This is a genomic window from Caulobacter sp. UC70_42, assembly GCF_044056025.1.
In the GTDB taxonomy this organism is placed as follows: Bacteria; Pseudomonadota; Alphaproteobacteria; order Caulobacterales; family Caulobacteraceae; genus Caulobacter.
In genome coordinates, this window is sequence record NZ_CP171994.1 from 4,147,005 (window position 1) to 4,162,286 (window position 15,282).

General features: G+C 67.7%; 9 protein-coding genes and 5 pseudogenes. 9 read left to right on the forward strand and 5 right to left on the reverse strand.

Annotation, left to right across the window (positions count from 1 at the left end):
* Positions 1 to 2 precede the first annotated feature (2 nt).
* The 4 genes and pseudogenes from tcyL (at position 3) to recG (ending at position 3,983) form a co-directional block, all read left to right on the forward strand.
* Positions 3 to 662 (forward strand): cystine ABC transporter permease, encoded by a 660-nt coding sequence (gene tcyL, locus ACHMW8_RS20780; RefSeq protein ID WP_395443650.1) that lies wholly within the window; start codon positions 3 to 5, stop codon positions 660 to 662.
* A complete protein-coding gene (locus ACHMW8_RS20785; RefSeq protein WP_395443651.1) occupies positions 659 to 1,399 on the forward strand; it encodes an amino acid ABC transporter ATP-binding protein in 741 nt (246 codons plus the stop codon). Before tcyL ends, ACHMW8_RS20785 begins: the two co-directional genes overlap by 4 nt.
* A 131-nt stretch (positions 1,400 to 1,530) precedes the next feature.
* Positions 1,531 to 1,833, forward strand: a complete 303-nt coding sequence (locus ACHMW8_RS20790; RefSeq protein WP_125158344.1) for a hypothetical protein — start codon at positions 1,531 to 1,533, stop codon at positions 1,831 to 1,833.
* Between the two features lie 52 nt (positions 1,834 to 1,885).
* Positions 1,886 to 3,983: pseudogene (recG, locus tag ACHMW8_RS20795) on the forward strand (ATP-dependent DNA helicase RecG).
* Positions 3,984 to 3,987: 4 nt separating this feature from the next.
* Here the strand turns inward: recG and ACHMW8_RS20800 are convergent.
* Entirely contained in the window at positions 3,988 to 4,932 is a 945-nt protein-coding gene (locus ACHMW8_RS20800) for a DUF808 domain-containing protein (protein WP_395443652.1), read from the reverse strand.
* A gap of 354 nt (positions 4,933 to 5,286) precedes the next feature.
* On the opposite strand from ACHMW8_RS20800, the gene ACHMW8_RS20805 reads away from it, so the two are divergent.
* Both ACHMW8_RS20805 and ACHMW8_RS20810 read left to right on the forward strand, forming a co-directional pair.
* Entirely contained in the window at positions 5,287 to 6,018 is a 732-nt protein-coding gene (locus ACHMW8_RS20805; RefSeq protein ID WP_395443653.1) for a phosphotransferase family protein, read from the forward strand.
* The gene (locus ACHMW8_RS20810; RefSeq protein ID WP_395443654.1) at positions 6,015 to 6,395 is read left to right on the forward strand and encodes a DUF6285 domain-containing protein; all 381 of its coding nucleotides are present in this window, start codon (positions 6,015 to 6,017) and stop codon (positions 6,393 to 6,395) included. Before ACHMW8_RS20805 ends, ACHMW8_RS20810 begins: the two co-directional genes overlap by 4 nt.
* Here ACHMW8_RS20810 and ACHMW8_RS20815 read toward each other — a convergent pair.
* The 4 genes and pseudogenes from ACHMW8_RS20815 to rfaD all read right to left on the reverse strand — a co-directional run bounded on the left by ACHMW8_RS20815 (position 6,360) and on the right by rfaD (position 11,316).
* Positions 6,360 to 7,502: a DUF3089 domain-containing protein gene (locus tag ACHMW8_RS20815; protein ID WP_395443655.1), complete on the reverse strand. Its 1,143-nt coding sequence runs from the start codon at positions 7,500 to 7,502 to the stop codon at positions 6,360 to 6,362. The two genes, ACHMW8_RS20810 and ACHMW8_RS20815, sit on opposite strands and share 36 nt — an antisense overlap.
* Before the next feature lie 46 nt (positions 7,503 to 7,548).
* Positions 7,549 to 8,751: an acetyl-CoA acetyltransferase gene (locus tag ACHMW8_RS20820; RefSeq protein WP_125158338.1), complete on the reverse strand. Its 1,203-nt coding sequence runs from the start codon at positions 8,749 to 8,751 to the stop codon at positions 7,549 to 7,551.
* Between the two features lie 11 nt (positions 8,752 to 8,762).
* Positions 8,763 to 10,228, reverse strand: a pseudogene (locus tag ACHMW8_RS20825) (OB-fold domain-containing protein).
* Positions 10,229 to 10,314: 86 nt separating this feature from the next.
* Complete coding sequence (rfaD, locus tag ACHMW8_RS20830; protein ID WP_395443656.1) at positions 10,315 to 11,316, reverse strand: ADP-glyceromanno-heptose 6-epimerase; 1,002 nt, start codon at positions 11,314 to 11,316, stop codon at positions 10,315 to 10,317.
* A gap of 96 nt (positions 11,317 to 11,412) precedes the next feature.
* Between rfaD and ACHMW8_RS20835 the strand changes: the two are divergent.
* The 3 pseudogenes from ACHMW8_RS20835 (at position 11,413) to ACHMW8_RS20845 (ending at position 15,273) form a co-directional block, all read left to right on the forward strand.
* A pseudogene (locus ACHMW8_RS20835) lies at positions 11,413 to 12,853 on the forward strand (cryptochrome/photolyase family protein).
* Between the two features lie 47 nt (positions 12,854 to 12,900).
* Positions 12,901 to 14,131 (forward strand): annotated as a pseudogene (locus ACHMW8_RS20840) (class I SAM-dependent methyltransferase).
* A 147-nt stretch (positions 14,132 to 14,278) separates the two neighbouring features.
* A pseudogene (locus ACHMW8_RS20845) lies at positions 14,279 to 15,273 on the forward strand (cysteine synthase A).
* Positions 15,274 to 15,282: the final 9 nt, after the last annotated feature.

Below are 15,282 nucleotides of genomic sequence, written 5' to 3' on the forward strand. Positions count from 1 at the left end.
CCATGGACACGGGTCTGGATCTGCTGCGCCAATCCGCGCCCCTGCTGTTGAAGGGCGCCGGCTACACCGTCCTGCTCAGCGTCATCGGCATGGGGATCGGGGTCGTGCTGGGCTTTGGCCTGGCCCTGATGCGCCTGTCGCGATCACCCGTGCTGCGTTGGCCAGCGGCGATCTATGTCTCGGCCTTCCGGGGCACGCCGCTGCTGGTGCAGCTCTTTCTGATCTACTACGGCCTGCCTCAGTTCGGCGTCGAAATGCCCGCCCTGGCGGCCGCCGGCATCGGCTTCTCGCTGAACGTCGCGGCCTATTCCTGCGAGATCCTGCGCAGCGCCATCGACGCCGTCGACAAGGGCCAATGGGAAGCCGCCAGCGTGCTCGGCATGAGCCGCGGCCAGACCCTGCGCCGGGTAATACTGCCCCAGGCCGCCCGCACCGCCGTGGCGCCGCTTTCGAACAGCTTCATCGGTCTGGTCAAGGACACCTCCCTGGCCGCCACCATCCAGGTGCCGGAGCTATTCCGTCAGGCTCAGCTGATTACCGCCCGGACCTACGAGATCTTCACCATGTACCTGGCCGCGGCGGCCATCTACTGGATCCTCTCCACCGTGCTGGCGGCCGTGCAGGGCCGGTTGGAACGCCGCGCCGCGGAGGGCCGCCGATGAGCGCGATCGACGCCAGAGGCTTGAGAAAGAGCTTCGGCGAAACGCCCGTCCTGGCGGGCGTAGACCTGACCGTCGCTCCCGGCGAGGTGGTGGCGATCATCGGCCCCAGCGGCTCGGGCAAAAGCACCCTGCTGCGCTGCCTGGCGGGCCTGGAGCCGCTGAACGGCGGCGACCTGACCATCGCGGGCGTGACGGTGGGCGGCAAGATCCCGCTGGCCAGGGCGCTGAACGGCCGGGTCGGCTTCGTCTTCCAGAGCTTCAATCTGTTTCCGCACAGGACGGCGCTCGAGAACGTCATCGAAGGGCCTGTGGTCGTCCGCAAGGAGGATCCCGCCAAGGCGCGCGCGCGCGGCCTGGCCTTGCTGGAAAAGGTCGGCCTGGGCGGCCGGGCCGACGCCTATCCCGCCGCCCTGTCCGGAGGCCAGCAGCAGCGCTGCGCCATCGCCCGCGCCCTGGCCATGGATCCTGAGGTCATCCTGTTCGACGAGCCGACCTCGGCCCTCGACCCCGAACTGGTCGGCGAGGTGCTGGCCGTGATCCGCGATCTGGCCGTCGAGAAAAGGACCATGGTCATCGTCACCCACCAGATGGACTTCGCCCGAGATGTCGCGGACCGGACGATTTTCATGGACGGCGGCGTGATCGTGGAGCAAGGACCCTCCCGTCAGTTGCTTGCCTCCCCGCGCGAAGAGCGGACCCGCAAGTTCCTGGCCAGGTCGGGTGTCCTCCAGCCATAATTTGGCCCAGGGGACACTTCACGTCCTGCTAGCGCGTCAGGCGAATTGCGTAGGCGGCCTCGCTGCTCAGGCGCGCGATTAACGATTAAATCCAAAGCCCTACGCCGGGTGGCTTTTATGGCGAGGACAGCGTGAAGCCTTACATCGAACTCAAGGGCGCCTCGGGCGCCGTCTACCGCTACAAGCTGGCCGAGAACGGCGACCCGGCGACTACGATCGCCGGCAACTACGTCTATGTCGACGCCAAGGGCGCTGTGGTTTTCGCCGGTGAGGCCAACAACCTGATCGACGCCAAGACCCGCTGGTCGGAAGCCTATGCCCGCCATGGCGCGACCTGGCTCTACACCCGCCTGAACGTGTCGGGCGCCTCGCGGGCGGATGAGTATTCCGATCTCGTGATCGCGCTTCAGCCCGTGATGAACCAGGCCGACTGATCGGCCACGAGGGGCTGCCTCCGGGCGCGCGACCGGCATATTGTTCCGCCCAATGCGTCCGGAGATTCTCTTCCCCCTGTTCAGCCCGGTGTCCACGCTCAAGGGCGTGGGCCCGCGCGTCGCGCCGCTGGTCGAGAAGCTGGCCGGCCCGATCGTGCGCGACGTGCTGTTCACCGCGCCGACGGGCCTGATCCGGCGCTCGATGACCACCGTCGACCAGGCCGTCGAGGGCCAAGTCCAGACCTTCATCGTCACCATCGACCAGCATCAGCCGCCAAGCCGCCTGGGCCAGCCCTGGAAGATCCGCGCCTGGGATGGGACCGGCTTTCTTACCCTGATCTGGTTCAAGGGCCACGGCCCGCACCTGGAGCGCCAGCACCCCAAGGGCGCGCGCCGTGCGGTCAGCGGAAAGGTGGAACGGCCCGACGGATACGCCTCGGAACTGCAGATCGCCCACCCGGACTACATCGTCGACGCCGAGCGCGCCGGCGACATTCCCGAGATCGAGACCGTCTATCCGGCCACTCACGGCCTGCCCTCGCGCACCTTCCGCAAGTTCGCCCTGGAAGCCTTGAGTCGCGCGCCCGAACTCCCCGAGTGGCAGGACGCCGCCTGGCGCGAGCGCGAGAAACTGCCGGGCTGGCGCCAGGCCCTGGCGGCGGCGCACGCGCCCGCCAGCGAAGCGGACCTCTCGCCGCTGGCCCGGCCACGCCGGCGCCTGGCCTATGACGAGTTGCTGGCGCACCAGCTGGCCCTGGCCCAGCGCAAGGCCTCGCGCCGCGCGACACCGGGCCCGCGCATCCCGTCCGGACCGCTGTCAGAAGCCGCCGAGAAGGCCCTCCCGTTCAAGCTGACCGGCGCCCAGATCCGCTCGCTCTCGGAGATTCGCGGCGACCTCGCCTCCGGCGAGCGGATGAGCCGATTGCTGCAGGGTGACGTCGGCTCGGGCAAAACGGTCGTAGCCATGCTGGCCATGGCCGACGCGGCCAGCGCCGGCTTCCAGTCGGCCCTGATGGCTCCAACCGAGATCCTGGCCCGCCAGCACTACGAGACCATCGCCGCGCCGCTGCAGGCGCTGGGCCTGTCGGTGATCCTGCTGACCGGCCGCGACAAGGGCGCGAGCCGTTCGGCCAAGCTTCTGGGCCTGGCGGACGGAACCCACCACGTCGCCGTCGGCACCCACGCCCTGTTCCAGGACGACGTCGTCTTCGACCGCCTGGCCCTGACGATCATCGATGAGCAGCACCGCTTCGGCGTCAATGAGCGCCGACGCCTGCAGGACAAGGGGCCCTCCAATGAAGATTGGGGCGTCCACCTGCTGGCCATGTCGGCCACGCCGATCCCGCGCACGCTGGAGCTGACCGTCTTCGGCGACCTCGACGTTTCCCGCATCGACGAGAAGCCACCGGGCCGCACGCCGGTCGCCACCCGCGCCGCGCCGACTCCGCGCGTGCCCGAGATCGTCGAGCGCCTGCGCGGCGCCATCGCCGGCGGCGCCCAGGCTTTCTGGATCTGCCCGCTGGTCTCGGAGTCCGACAAGGTCGATCTGCGCGCCGCCGAGGACCGCGCCGTCGACCTCGCCCGCCACTTGCCCAACGTCGGCTTGGTCCACGGCCAGATGCCGGCCGCCGAGAAGGACGCGGTCATGCAGCGCTTCGTCGAAGGCGAGGTCAGCGTTCTGGTCGCCACCACCGTGGTCGAGGTCGGGGTCAATGTCCCCAACGCCAGCATCATGGTCATCGAGCACGCGGACCGCTTCGGTCTGGCCCAACTGCACCAGCTACGCGGCCGCGTCGGCCGTGGCACACGCGAGAGCTCGTGCGTGCTGCTCTATGATCCGCCGCTGTCCGAGGTGGCCCAAAAGCGCCTCGAACATCCTGCGCCGCAGCGACGATGGCTTCGAGATCGCCGAGAAGGACCTGGAGCTGCGCGGCGGCGGCGACCCGCTGGGGCTCAAGCAGAGCGGCTTTCCGGCCTATCGCCTGGCCGACCCCGTGGCGCACCGCGACCTGATTGCCGTGGCCGCCGACGACGCCCGGCTGATCCTCGCCCGCGACCCGGACCTGACCTCGCCGCGCGGCCAGGCGCTGCGCACGATGCAGGAACTGTTCGACTGGAAGCCGGCCTCGCCGCTGAACGAGGCGGGCTAGGCGGCTAGTGCGCCGCCGCGCCCTTGCGGTGATGCCAGAGGTGCATGACACCAGCCAGGACGCCGCCGATCGCCAGGCCCACCACGGCCGAGCCGAGGGCGAAGGCCAGCCAGCCCGTCACCGCGCCGATGCCCGGGACACCGTGCGCCCAATGCGAGAAGCCCTCGACCCAGTGCGGGATCGGGGTCAGGTGGAACTTCTCCAGGCCGTGGACGATGATACCGCCGCCGACCCACAGCATGGCCGCGGTGCCGATCACGGTCAGCGCCTCCATGGTCACCGGCATGGCCTTGACCAGGCCCCGGCCAAAGCTCCGCACGCCCTTGGCCTCGCGGCGCGACAGGTGCAGGCCCATGTCGTCCATCTTCACGATCAGCGCCACCGCGCCATAGACCACGACCGTCAGCAGCACGCCGACGATGGCCAGCGCCGCCGCCTGCATCGCCAGACCCAGATGTGCGACTTCGGCCAGGGCTATGGCCATGATCTCGCCGGACAGGATCAGGTCGGTGCGGATCGCGCCGTCGACCTTCTGCTTCTCAAGTTCGGGCGCGCTGAGCGCCAGGTCCTCGATCGCCTCGCCCTCGGCTTCGGGCGTGAAGGCCTCCAGGATCTTCTCGGTGGCCTCGAAGGCCAGATAGGCCCCGCCGACCATCAGGATCGGCGTCACGGCCCAGGGCGCGAAGGCCGATAGCAAAAGGGCGCCCGGCAGCAGGAAGATCAGCTTGTTGCGCAGCGAACCGACGGCGATCTTCCAGACGATCGGCAACTCGCGATCGGGCGTGAAGCCCATGGCGTAACCCGGCGTCACCGCGGCGTCGTCGACCACCACGCCCACGGCCTTCGACCCGGCCTTGCCCGCGGCGGCTCCGACATCGTCCAACGAGGCGGCGGCGAGCTTGGTGATGGCCGCGACGTCATCGAGCAGCGCGGCGAGACCGGAAGGCATGGAACATCCTGAGCGAAGTTGAGCCTCGTTGCGTAAGGCGCGCCGGGCTCGCCGTAAAGATGCGGGCCTCTTGCGTGACGTAAGGTGAAAGCTGGAAGCTCGTTCCATGGACGTCGCCGCAGCTCTCGATCGCCTCGCTCCCCGCCTGTCGCCGACCGCGACCGAAGCGGTCAACGCCCGCCGCTTGTCCGGCGGCGCGAGCCTGGAAACCTGGGCCTTCGATCTCGACGATGGGACGCCGCTGATCCTGCGCAGGCGGCCGGACGGCGCGGCGATGCGCGAGACCGCCCTGTCCCTGGCCTCCGAGGCCGCCCTGATCCGCGCGGCTGAACAGGCCGGGCGCCGACGCCCCGCGTGGTCCGGGTCTGCGCGCCCAGGGACGGCCTTGGTGAGGCCTATGTCATGCGCCGGCTGGAGGGCGAGACCTTGGGCCGGAGGATCGTCCGCGACGAGGCCTTCGCCGGGGTTCGGCCCGGCTTGGCTCGCCGCTGCGGCGAGGTGCTTGCGCGGATCCACGCCGTGCCGACCGCGGGCCTGCCAGACCTGGCCACCTCCGACGCGCGCGGCGAACTGGCTCGGTACGAGGAGATCTATCACCAGTTGGGCGCCCAGCGACCAATCCTGGAGGCGGCGTTCCGCTGGCTTGAGTCCATCGCACCTCCGCCGCCCGAACGGCCGGTGCTGGTTCACGGCGACTTTCGCAATGGCAATCTGATGATCCACCCGACGGGCGGTCTGGTCGGCGTGCTGGACTGGGAGCTGGCCCATCTGGGCGACCCGGCCGAAGACCTCGGCTGGATCTGCGTCAATTCCTGGCGCTTTGGCGAATGGCGGAAGCCTGTCGGCGGCTTTGGCGACTATGCCGACCTGCTGGCTGGCCATGGCGGCGAAATTTCGTTGGACCGGGTGCGGTTCTGGCAAGCCCTGGGCTCGCTCAAATGGGGGGTCATGTGTCTGATGATGTATTCCAGCTTCGCCACCGGCCAGGACCGCTCGATCGAGCGCGCCATGATCGGCAGACGAACCAGCGAGGCCGAGATCGATCTGGTGACGCTGATGGAGGCCCCGATGGGCATGCTTTCTTGATCAGCCATCCTACCGCCGCCGAACTGGCCGAGGCTGTCGCCGCCTTCAACGCAGAGGCCGTCCTTCCAGGCGATGCGCGCCAAGCCTTCCTGGCCCGCGTCGCCGACAACGCCCGCGCCACCTTGGCGCGTGAAGCCGAACAGGGCGCAACGCTGGAAGCCGAGGCCGTCGATCGGCTCAGCGCCCTTCTCGGGGCAGTTGGCGACTTCGCCATGCTCAACGCCAGGCTCTGCGAAGCCCTGCGCGAGGGCGCGCTCGATCCACTCGATCCCGCCCTGCTGGCGCACCTCCGGGCCACGGCGATCGGCCAGATCGCCATCGACCAGCCCAGCTATGGCGGCCTAGCGGCCTTGCGGGACGGCGGGAGCGGCGGCTAGCGAGCGACCGATCATCGTCGCCGAGCGCGCCAGGGCGTCGGCCTCAAGGTCGGCGTAGAACAGATTGAACGCGTCGACCTTGCGCCGATCGGCCCAAGAGCCGCTGTCGCGCAGGGCGCTGGACTTGGGCTTGCTGGTGCGCAGCAGGCCGTTCTCGCAGCGCGCCGAGACCTGTCGTTGCAGGAAGGGCGGCCGCGCGCCCCAATCCAGGCCCGTGGCGTTGGCCGCCCCGAGGTTCAGCTTGGCCGGGGCGCGCTCCAGGCCGGTCCCGCCCAGCAGCGGATTGAAGCATAGCGGCGCGCGGTGCTCGAGATTGACCAGTTGGTCGGCCCCGTCCCAGACCAGCGAGCGGCCGGTCAGTTCCTGGACGGCGCGGAAGTCTCCCTCCTGAGCCGAGGCCCAGGCCGCGACGCAGCCGGTCTCGCCCTTGTGTTCGCAGGCCGGGATCGCCGCCTTCGGTCCGTATTCATCGGCGGGGGCCACCGTCTCGATCAGATAGGCGGCGACGAGGCGGCGCTTGAGGTCTGGATCGGTGGCGATCTCCTCGCGCAGCAGGCGCGCGGCCAGGGAGCCGCCCTGCTCCACCCCGACGATGATGAACGGACGCGCCTCGCCGTAGCGCGACAGATAGGTCTTGAAGGCCAGCCGGACATCGCCATAGGCGAAGCGACGCGCATCGCGGGCGTCGTCGCGCAGGGTCAGATAGGTGTAGAGGCTGGCCTGGCGGTAGCGCGGCGCGAACACCCGGCCCACGCGGTCGAACGGCCCGGCATAGTTGGGAATCACCACCCGCGACAGGAACCGCTGGGCCTTGGGCTGGTCGATGCCGCCGTTCCAGTCGCGGCCGCCGTCGAAGGTGGTCGGGTGGAGGAAGAACACGTCGACCGGCTGGTTGGCGTGGGCCGCGCCGGGCAGCAGCGCCCAGGACGAGGGCTTGCCATAGTCCGGGGCCGGCGGCGGACGGTAGGTCAGGAATGGGACCTTGGGGTCCAGGGCGTTGCTGAGAATGTCGTAACGGAACACGAAGGCCGCCGTCAGGAACAGCGCCAGGAACAGCGCCAGCCCCGCGAAGATCCAGCGTTTGAAGCCTTTGAACGTACCGCCCATAGCTCTGGGTTACACCAAGGCCAAGGCGGCTTTAAGCCCCTTTTCCTTACGCCCCTTCCTGACCGATGATCGCCACGGAGCAGACGTTGCTGGCCGGCGCGCCGCCCAGGTTGTGGGTCATGCCGAAGACCGGATTGGCCAGTTGCCGTTCACCTGCCCGGCCCTGCAGTTGCAGATACATCTCGTAGAGCATCCGCAGGCCCGAGGCGCCGATCGGATGGCCGAAGCATTTGAGGCCGCCATCGATCTGGCAGGGTATGCCGCCGTCGGCGTCGTAGAAGCCGTCCAGCACGTCGCGCCAGCCTTGGCCCTCCGCCGAGATGAACAGGTCTTCCATCGTCACCAGCTCGGTGATCGAGAAGCAGTCGTGCACCTCCATCATCGAGATCTGCTCGCGCGGCCGCTCGATGCCAGCCTCCTTGTAGGCTTTGCCGGCGGCGATACGGGCGGTGTGGAAGTGGCTGCCGTCCCACCCGTTGTACTGGCTCTCGTAGCCGTTCGAGACCGAAAGCTGCAGGGCCTTGACGGTGACAAGATCGCGCTTGCCAAGGGCCCGCGCGATCTCGGGCGTGGTGACGATCGCCGCCGCCGCGCCGTCGGACACGCCGCAGCAGTCGAACAGGCCCAGCGGCTCGGCGATCATGGGCGCGTTCAAGGCCTGCTCGGCGGTGATCGGCTTGCGCAGATGGGCCTTGGGATTCTTGGAGCCGTTGACGTGGCTCTTGACCGAGACGTGGGCGATCGCGCGCTTCAGGTCGTCCTTGGAGACGCCGTGCTTGGCGCGATAGGCGCTGGCCAGCTGGGCGAAGTTGCCCGGCGCCGAGCCGTTGGGCATGACCTGAGGGCTGAGCGTGCCAGGATTGGCGACCGGCAGGCCGCCGTAGCCGGTGTCCTTCAGTTTCTCGACGCCGACGGCCAGGGCAATGTCGGCCGCGCCCGCCGCCACGGCGTAGACCGCGCCCCGGAAGGCTTCCGAGCCCGAAGCGCAGAAGTTCTCGACCCGGGTCACGGCGATGTTGGGCAGGCGCAGGGCGATCGACAGCGGCGTGCCGCCCTTGCCCGAACCGATCTCGTCGATGTGCGTCGAGAACCAGGCCGCGTCCAGCTGGGTCGGCTCGACGCCGGCGTCCTGCATGGCCTCCAGATAGGCCTCGACCATCAGGTCGTCGGGCCCGGCGTCCCAGCGCTCGCCGAACTTGCTGCAGCCCATCCCGAGGATGGCGACCTTGTCCCGGATACCTTGCGGCATGACGGTCTCCCTTATTCGGCGGCTTGAGAGGTTTGGGCAGCGATGGCGGCGCGGTCGGGCGCGGCTTTCCAGAAGTAGCGGACGAAGCCGCGCTTCTCGTCGACCTCCTTGACGCGGAACACCATCCGCACCGGCAGGCCGGTCTCGACATCGCCCGGCGAAACGTCGGTGATGTCCATCATGATCCGCCCGCCGCCCTCGAAGACAATCATGCCGTAGTGGTTCGGCGGAGCCATGGAAAAGGTAAGGTAATCCGCCGAATAGCTCAGAACGCTCGCGCACCGCTCGGCGAAGCGATACGGCTCCTGGGTGTCGACGGCCGGGTTATTCGGCGCGACCGAGATACGGGTGCGGGGGAACTGCACGACTCCGGTCTCGCGGCAGCGGCCGCCGACCAGACCCAGGATCATGTCCTCGTTGCGGTAGAGGGTGGTCAGGGCCGTCTTGTTGTCCTTCTCGGCCCGCATGCCCTTATCCCATTCGACAAGGCCGTTGAAGGTCAGGAATTTCAGGTAGTTGGCTTCGACTTCTCGATCAGCCAGCGAGCCGGTCACGCCCCGGGTCGGACGCTGCCCCGCGCCGGTGGCGCGGAACACCAGCGCCTCGGCGCCCTGGCCGAACTGGGCGACCAGGATCACCTCACCGGCCTTGGCGTCCTCCAGCGCGTGAGCCAGCATGATCGGCCCGTGCGCGCAGCCGGCCTCGCCCATCACGGCGGCGAGATTGTCGCGAACAGCCTCGGGCTTGATCCCCACGGCCTTGGCGACGGTCGCGGCCATGCCGGAAAAGGTCGACGGAAAGCAGAAATGATCGATGTCCGAGGGCTTTAGACCCGCAACCTCAAGCGCCTTGCGGATCGCCGGGGGGACCAGCTTGACGACGCCCTCGTCGCGGATCCAGCGCTCCTCCCAGTAATAGTCGAAGCCGCCGTCGGCGCCGCGGAAGTGGTCGACGAAGTCGTCGGTAACCGACCCCCGTCCCAGCAGCTCGGCCGCGCCGGGACCGTCGGTGATCACGAACGCCGCCGCGCCGTCGCCGAAGTCCAGTTCCTGGGTCGAGACGGCGCGGGCCCTGCGGCGCTCGCCGACTGCGACCAGAGAGGTTCCACCGCTCGCCAGCGCCTGGCCCAGCGCCGTCAGGCCGCAACGCTGCGAACCGGTCACGTCGCTGGCGGTGATCGACTTCTCCAGGGTCAGGGCCGCCGAGACGATTCCCGCGTTCAGCCGGTCAGCGAAGGGCGCGGTCGTCGAGGCGAAATAGAGGCTGTCGATATGGGAACGGTCGTCGCCTGGCCCCAGGGCGTCGCGGGCCGCCTCGACCGCCATGGTCAGGGCGTCCTCGTCCCAGTTGGCCATCGAGCGTTCGCCCTTGCCCTTGGCCTTCAGGTTCGGGGCGACCCAGGCATTGGCCTCGGTCACCGCCTTGCGGCTCAGACGCAGGCGCGGCGCATAGGCGCCCAGGCGGCGATGCCGGCCATGACGAACTCCCTGATGTCGAGGTTCGCGCCTCGATCTCGGGGCTCAGCCTACGCGCGTCGCCACGGCCGGCAACCGTGCCCTGACGTCAGCGATACGGATCGTCGGTATTCAGGTAGCCCGCCACGTAGTCGGCCACGCCATCCTCCAGAGAGGTCATCGGCGCATCGTAGCCCGCCGCCCGCAGGCGGCTCATATCGGCCTGGGTGTAGTACTGGTACTTGCCGCGCAGCACCTCGGGCATGTCGATATAGGTGATGTCCGGCTCGCGGTTCACCGCCTCGAAGGTGGCGACGGCGAGATCCCGGAACGAGCGCGCGTGGCCGGAGCCCAGGTTGAAGACGCCGTTGACGGTCGGGTTCCTGGCCAACCAGGCGATCACGTCGACCGCGTCCCGGACATAGACGAAATCGCGCAACTGCCCGCCGTCTTCGTAGTCCGGGTGGTGCGACTTGAAGAGCCGGACCCCTTCGCCCGCGGCGACGCGCGGCCAGATCTGGGCCACGACCGACTTCATGCCGTCCTTGTGCTCCTCGTTCGGGCCATAGACGTTGAAGAACTTCAGGCCCGCCCACTGAGCTGGGGAGTGACCGCGATGGGCCTCGCGCACGGCGTAGATGTCGAACAGGGCCTTGGACCAGCCATAGGCGTTCAACGGTCGCAGGGCCTGCAGCGAGGCCAGATCATCCTTGCCCTCGAAGCCCAGCGAGCCATCGCCATAGGTCGCCGCCGACGAGGCGTAGATCAGGCGCTTGCCGTGTTGCGCGCACCAGTCCCAGAGGTCGCGCGACAGCACAAAGTTGGACTGCACGATCTTGTCGGCGTCGGCCTCTGTCGTCGACGAGACGGCGCCCATGTGGACGATCAGTTCGACCTCCGCGCCGCGCCTGGCCAGCCAGTCGAACAGCTGCTCGGGCGCGACGAAGTCGGCGATCGGGTGCTTGGCGATGTTGCGCCACTTGCCGCTGGCTGCATCGCGCAGGCGATCGCAGACCACCACGTCCAACGCAGGATCCTCGCACAGACGCGCGACGATGTTGGAGCCGATGAAGCCCGCGCCGCCGGTCACCAGGACGATACGACGGCTCATCGGGCTGCTTTCTGGACTACGGCTTTCGGCTGACTCAAGGCAACTCTTCCAGCGGACAGGGATTTCAGGCGCCCAAGAGGTGACCTTTCGGGCGGGGTGAGGCAAGTGCGGAAAGACACGGATCAGGGCCCCGTCATCGTCTGGTTCCGCAACGACCTGCGGTTAGCCGACAATCCGGCTCTGCGCCATGCCGCGGACAGCGGCCGGCCGGTGATACCGCTCTATATCCTGGACGAGAACTCCAGGTCTCCGCACCAGGGGCGCGGCCTCGCTGTGGTGGCTGGACAAGTCTCTGAAGAGCCTCGCCGAAAGCCTTGAGAAGCTTGGCAATGGACTGGTGCTTCGCAAGGGCGTGGCGGCCGAAGTTCTGGACGACGTGATCGCCCATACCGGCGCGACCTGCGTGCTATGGAACCGGCTCTACGACCCGGTCAGCATCAACCGCGACACCGCGATCAAGACCCGCCTGAAGGACGCCGGCGTCGATTGCCAGAGCTTCAACGCCAGCTTGCTGAATGAGCCTTGGACGGTGAGCAACGGCGCCAAACAGCCCTACAAGGTGTTCACCCCCTACTGGCGCGCCGCCCGCGAGCCTCTAAGCCAGGTCACCGTAGAACCTGGGCCCAAACACCTGAAATCACCCGAACATCTCCCATGCAGCGAAAGTCTCTCCGACTGGAATCTGCATCCGACCAAGCCCGACTGGTCGAAGGGCTTCGACCTGTGGTCTCCCGGGGAAGCCGGCGCGTTGAAACGGCTGGACGACTTTCTCTCCGGCCCGGTCGACGGCTATGGCGAGCAGCGCGACCTGCCCAGCGTCGAAGCGACTTCGCGCCTGTCGCCGCACCTGCACTTCGGCGAGATCGGCCCGCGCCAGGTCTGGCTGGCCGCCCGCGACGCCGTCGAGCATCGCGGCGCTCCCGTCGGAGAGATCGAGAAGTTCCTCTCCGAGGTCGGCTGGCGCGAGTTCAACCATTCGATCCTGTTCCACTGGCCGAACCTGCCGACCAGCGGGTTCCGGCCTGAATTCGACGCCTTCCCATGGAAATCGAACCCCGTCTTCTTCGAGGCCTGGACCAGGGGCGAAACCGGCTATCCGATCGTCGACGCCGGCATGCGCGAGCTGTGGGCCACGGGCTTCATGCACAACCGCGTGCGCATGATCGTCGCCTCGTTCCTGGTCAAGCACCTGCTGATCGACTGGCGCGAGGGCGAGGCCTGGTTCTGGGACACCCTGGTGGACGCCGACCTGGCCAATAATGTGGGCAACTGGCAGTGGGTGGCTGGCAGCGGCGCGGACGCCTCGCCCTACTTCCGGATCTTCAATCCCATCGCCCAAGGCGAGAAGTTCGATCCGCGCGGGGTCTATGTCCGGCGCTGGGTTCCGGAACTGAAAAGCGTTCCCGACGAAGTTATCCACAAGCCATGGACTCGAGCCTTGCATCTGCCAGCGGCGGCAAAACGTCTCTATTCGAGACCAATTGTCGACCACGCCCAGGCGCGCGAGAAGGCCATGGAGGCCTATCGCGGTCTGTAGCGGGTTTACGAGCCGGTCGTTAACGGCGTTAATGAACGCGCAACCGGATGCGAGGCCACGCCTTGGATACGACGCTCTGGAACCACCCCGACCTGAAGGCCGCCCCGGCCGCCTTTCGCACCGCCCTTCGCGTGGCGGCGACGAACTGGGAGACCGGTTCGGTCACCTTCATCCTGCCGACCGGCGCGCCGCTGACCGTCCGAGGCCGCCTGCCCGGTCCGGACGCCACGATCCGGATCCACGATTACAACTTCATCCGCCGCGCCTTCTTCGTCCGGCGACATCGGCTTCGCCGAAGGCTTCATGGCGGGCGAATGGGAAACACCCGACCTGTCGACGGTGCTGGAGGCGTTCTCGCTGAACTTCGACAGGCTGTCGGCGCTGGTGGAGGGCAACGCGGTGATGCGGATGGTCAACGCCCTCTATCATCTGTTTCACCGCAACAGCCGCGACGGCTCGAGGCGGAACATCCATGCCCACTACGACCTGGGCAACGCGTTCTATTCGCGCTGGCTGGACCCCAGCATGACCTATTCCTCGGCCCTCTATGAGCGGCCCAACCAGTCCCTGCCCGAGGCGCAGACCGCCAAGTACGCGGCCCTGGCCCGGACCATCGACCTCTCACCCGACAAGCACGTGCTGGAGATAGGCTGCGGCTGGGGCGGATTCGCCGAGTTCGCGGCGAAGGAGGTCGGGGCCAAGGTCACCGGCATCACCATCTCCCAGGCCCAGTACGACTTCGCCCGCAAGCGCCTGTTCGACCGGGGACTGGCCGAAAAGGCCGACATCCAGCTGATCGACTATCGTGACGTCCGGGGTCAATTCGACGCTGTGGCCTCGATCGAGATGTTCGAGGCGGTCGGCGAGGAATACTGGCCGTCGTATTTCGGCAAGATCCGCGAGGTGTTGAAGCCCGGCGGCCGCGCCGGCCTGCAGATCATCACCATCCGCGATGAGCTGTTCGCCAGCTATCGCGGACGCACCGACTTCATCCAGCGCTACATCTTCCCGGGCGGCATGCTGCCCAGCGAGGCGCGCCTCAAGGAAGAGACCGAGCGCGCGGGTCTTGAATGGAGCGACCTCAAGCGCTTCGGCCAGAACTATGCCGACACCCTGGCCGAGTGGGCGCGGCGGTTCGAAGGCGCTTGGAGCGACATCCGCAAGGACGGCTTCGACGAGCGCTTTCGGCGGCTCTGGCGCTTCTATCTCAGCTATTGCGAAGCCGGATTCCGCACCGAGCGGACCAATGTCATCCAGTTGGGCCTGAGCCGGGGCTGATATCCACAGACTGTGGATATCAGCGCAAGTCATGGTCAAGTTTGAGATTTGATGGCTGGGCTTATGCGCCCTCAGGAAAACTGGGGTTGCGCCGAGCGGTCGCCGCACGATCTACCAGCGATCCGAAAGATCCTCCCAAGGCCGACCATGACCGCCCTGCCCAGCGTCCCCCTTTCGAGCGTACTGGACGCCATCGGAAACACCCCGCTGATCCGGCTGAACGGCGCCAGCGAGGCCACGGGTTGCGAGATCCTGGGCAAGGCCGAGTTCATGAACCCCGGTCAGTCGGTCAAGGACCGCGCGGCCCTGGGCATCATTCGTGACGCGGAAGCCAAGGGCCTGCTGAAGCCCGGCGGCCGCATCGTCGAGGGCACGGCCGGCAATACAGGCATCGGCCTGGCCATGGTCGCCTCGGCCCTCGGCTACAGGACCACGATCGTCATCCCGCGCACCCAAAGCCAGGAAAAGAAGGACGCCATCCGTCTGCTCGGCGCGGAGTTGGTCGAGGTGGACGCCGTCCCCTACTCCAATCCCGACAACTATGTCCGCTATTCCGGGCGGTTGGCCGAGGAACTCGCGCCGTCTGGGCCAACCAGTTCGACAATGTCGCCAACCGCGAGGCCCACTATCGCACGACCGGCCCGGAAATCTTCGACCAGACCGGCGGCGAAGTGGATGGCTTCATCTGCGCGGTCGGCTCGGGCGGCACCTTGGCCGGCGTCGCTCAGGCCCTGCGCGAGCGCAAGCCCGATGTGAAGATAGGCCTGGCCGACCCCTACGGCGCGGCGCTGTACGCCTGGTACAAGGACGGCGAGCTGAAATCGGAGGGAACCTCGATCAGCGAGGGCATCGGCCAAGGTCGCATCACCGCCAACCTGAAGGATCTGGTCATCGACCACCCCTACCGCGTCACTGACGCGGAGATGCTGGAGGTGCTGTACGATCTCGTCCAGCACGAGGGCCTGTGCCTGGGCGGCTCGTCGGGCGTGAACGTCGTCGGCGCGATCAAGCTGGCGCGCGAACTGGGTCCTGGCCACACCATCGTGACCATCCTGTGCGACCACGGCTCGCGCTATCAGTCCAAGCTGTTCAATCCCGAGTTCCTGAAGGAAAAGGGCTTGCCGACGCCGCCTTGGATGTAAACTCGCCGC

What these genes read in the sequence shown, in the direction of transcription:
- tcyL (WP_395443650.1), top strand. Translation starts at nt 3, where the DNA reads ATGGACACGGGTCTGGATCTGCTGCGCCAATCCGCGCCCCTGCTGTTG.
- ACHMW8_RS20785 (WP_395443651.1), top strand. Translation starts at nt 659, where the DNA reads ATGAGCGCGATCGACGCCAGAGGCTTGAGAAAGAGCTTCGGCGAAACG.
- ACHMW8_RS20800 (WP_395443652.1), bottom strand. Translation starts at nt 4,932, where the DNA reads ATGCCTTCCGGTCTCGCCGCGCTGCTCGATGACGTCGCGGCCATCACC.
- ACHMW8_RS20815 (WP_395443655.1), bottom strand. Translation starts at nt 7,502, where the DNA reads ATGGGCGGTACGTTCAAAGGCTTCAAACGCTGGATCTTCGCGGGGCTG.
- ACHMW8_RS20820 (WP_125158338.1), bottom strand. Translation starts at nt 8,751, where the DNA reads ATGCCGCAAGGTATCCGGGACAAGGTCGCCATCCTCGGGATGGGCTGC.
- rfaD (WP_395443656.1), bottom strand. Translation starts at nt 11,316, where the DNA reads ATGAGCCGTCGTATCGTCCTGGTGACCGGCGGCGCGGGCTTCATCGGC.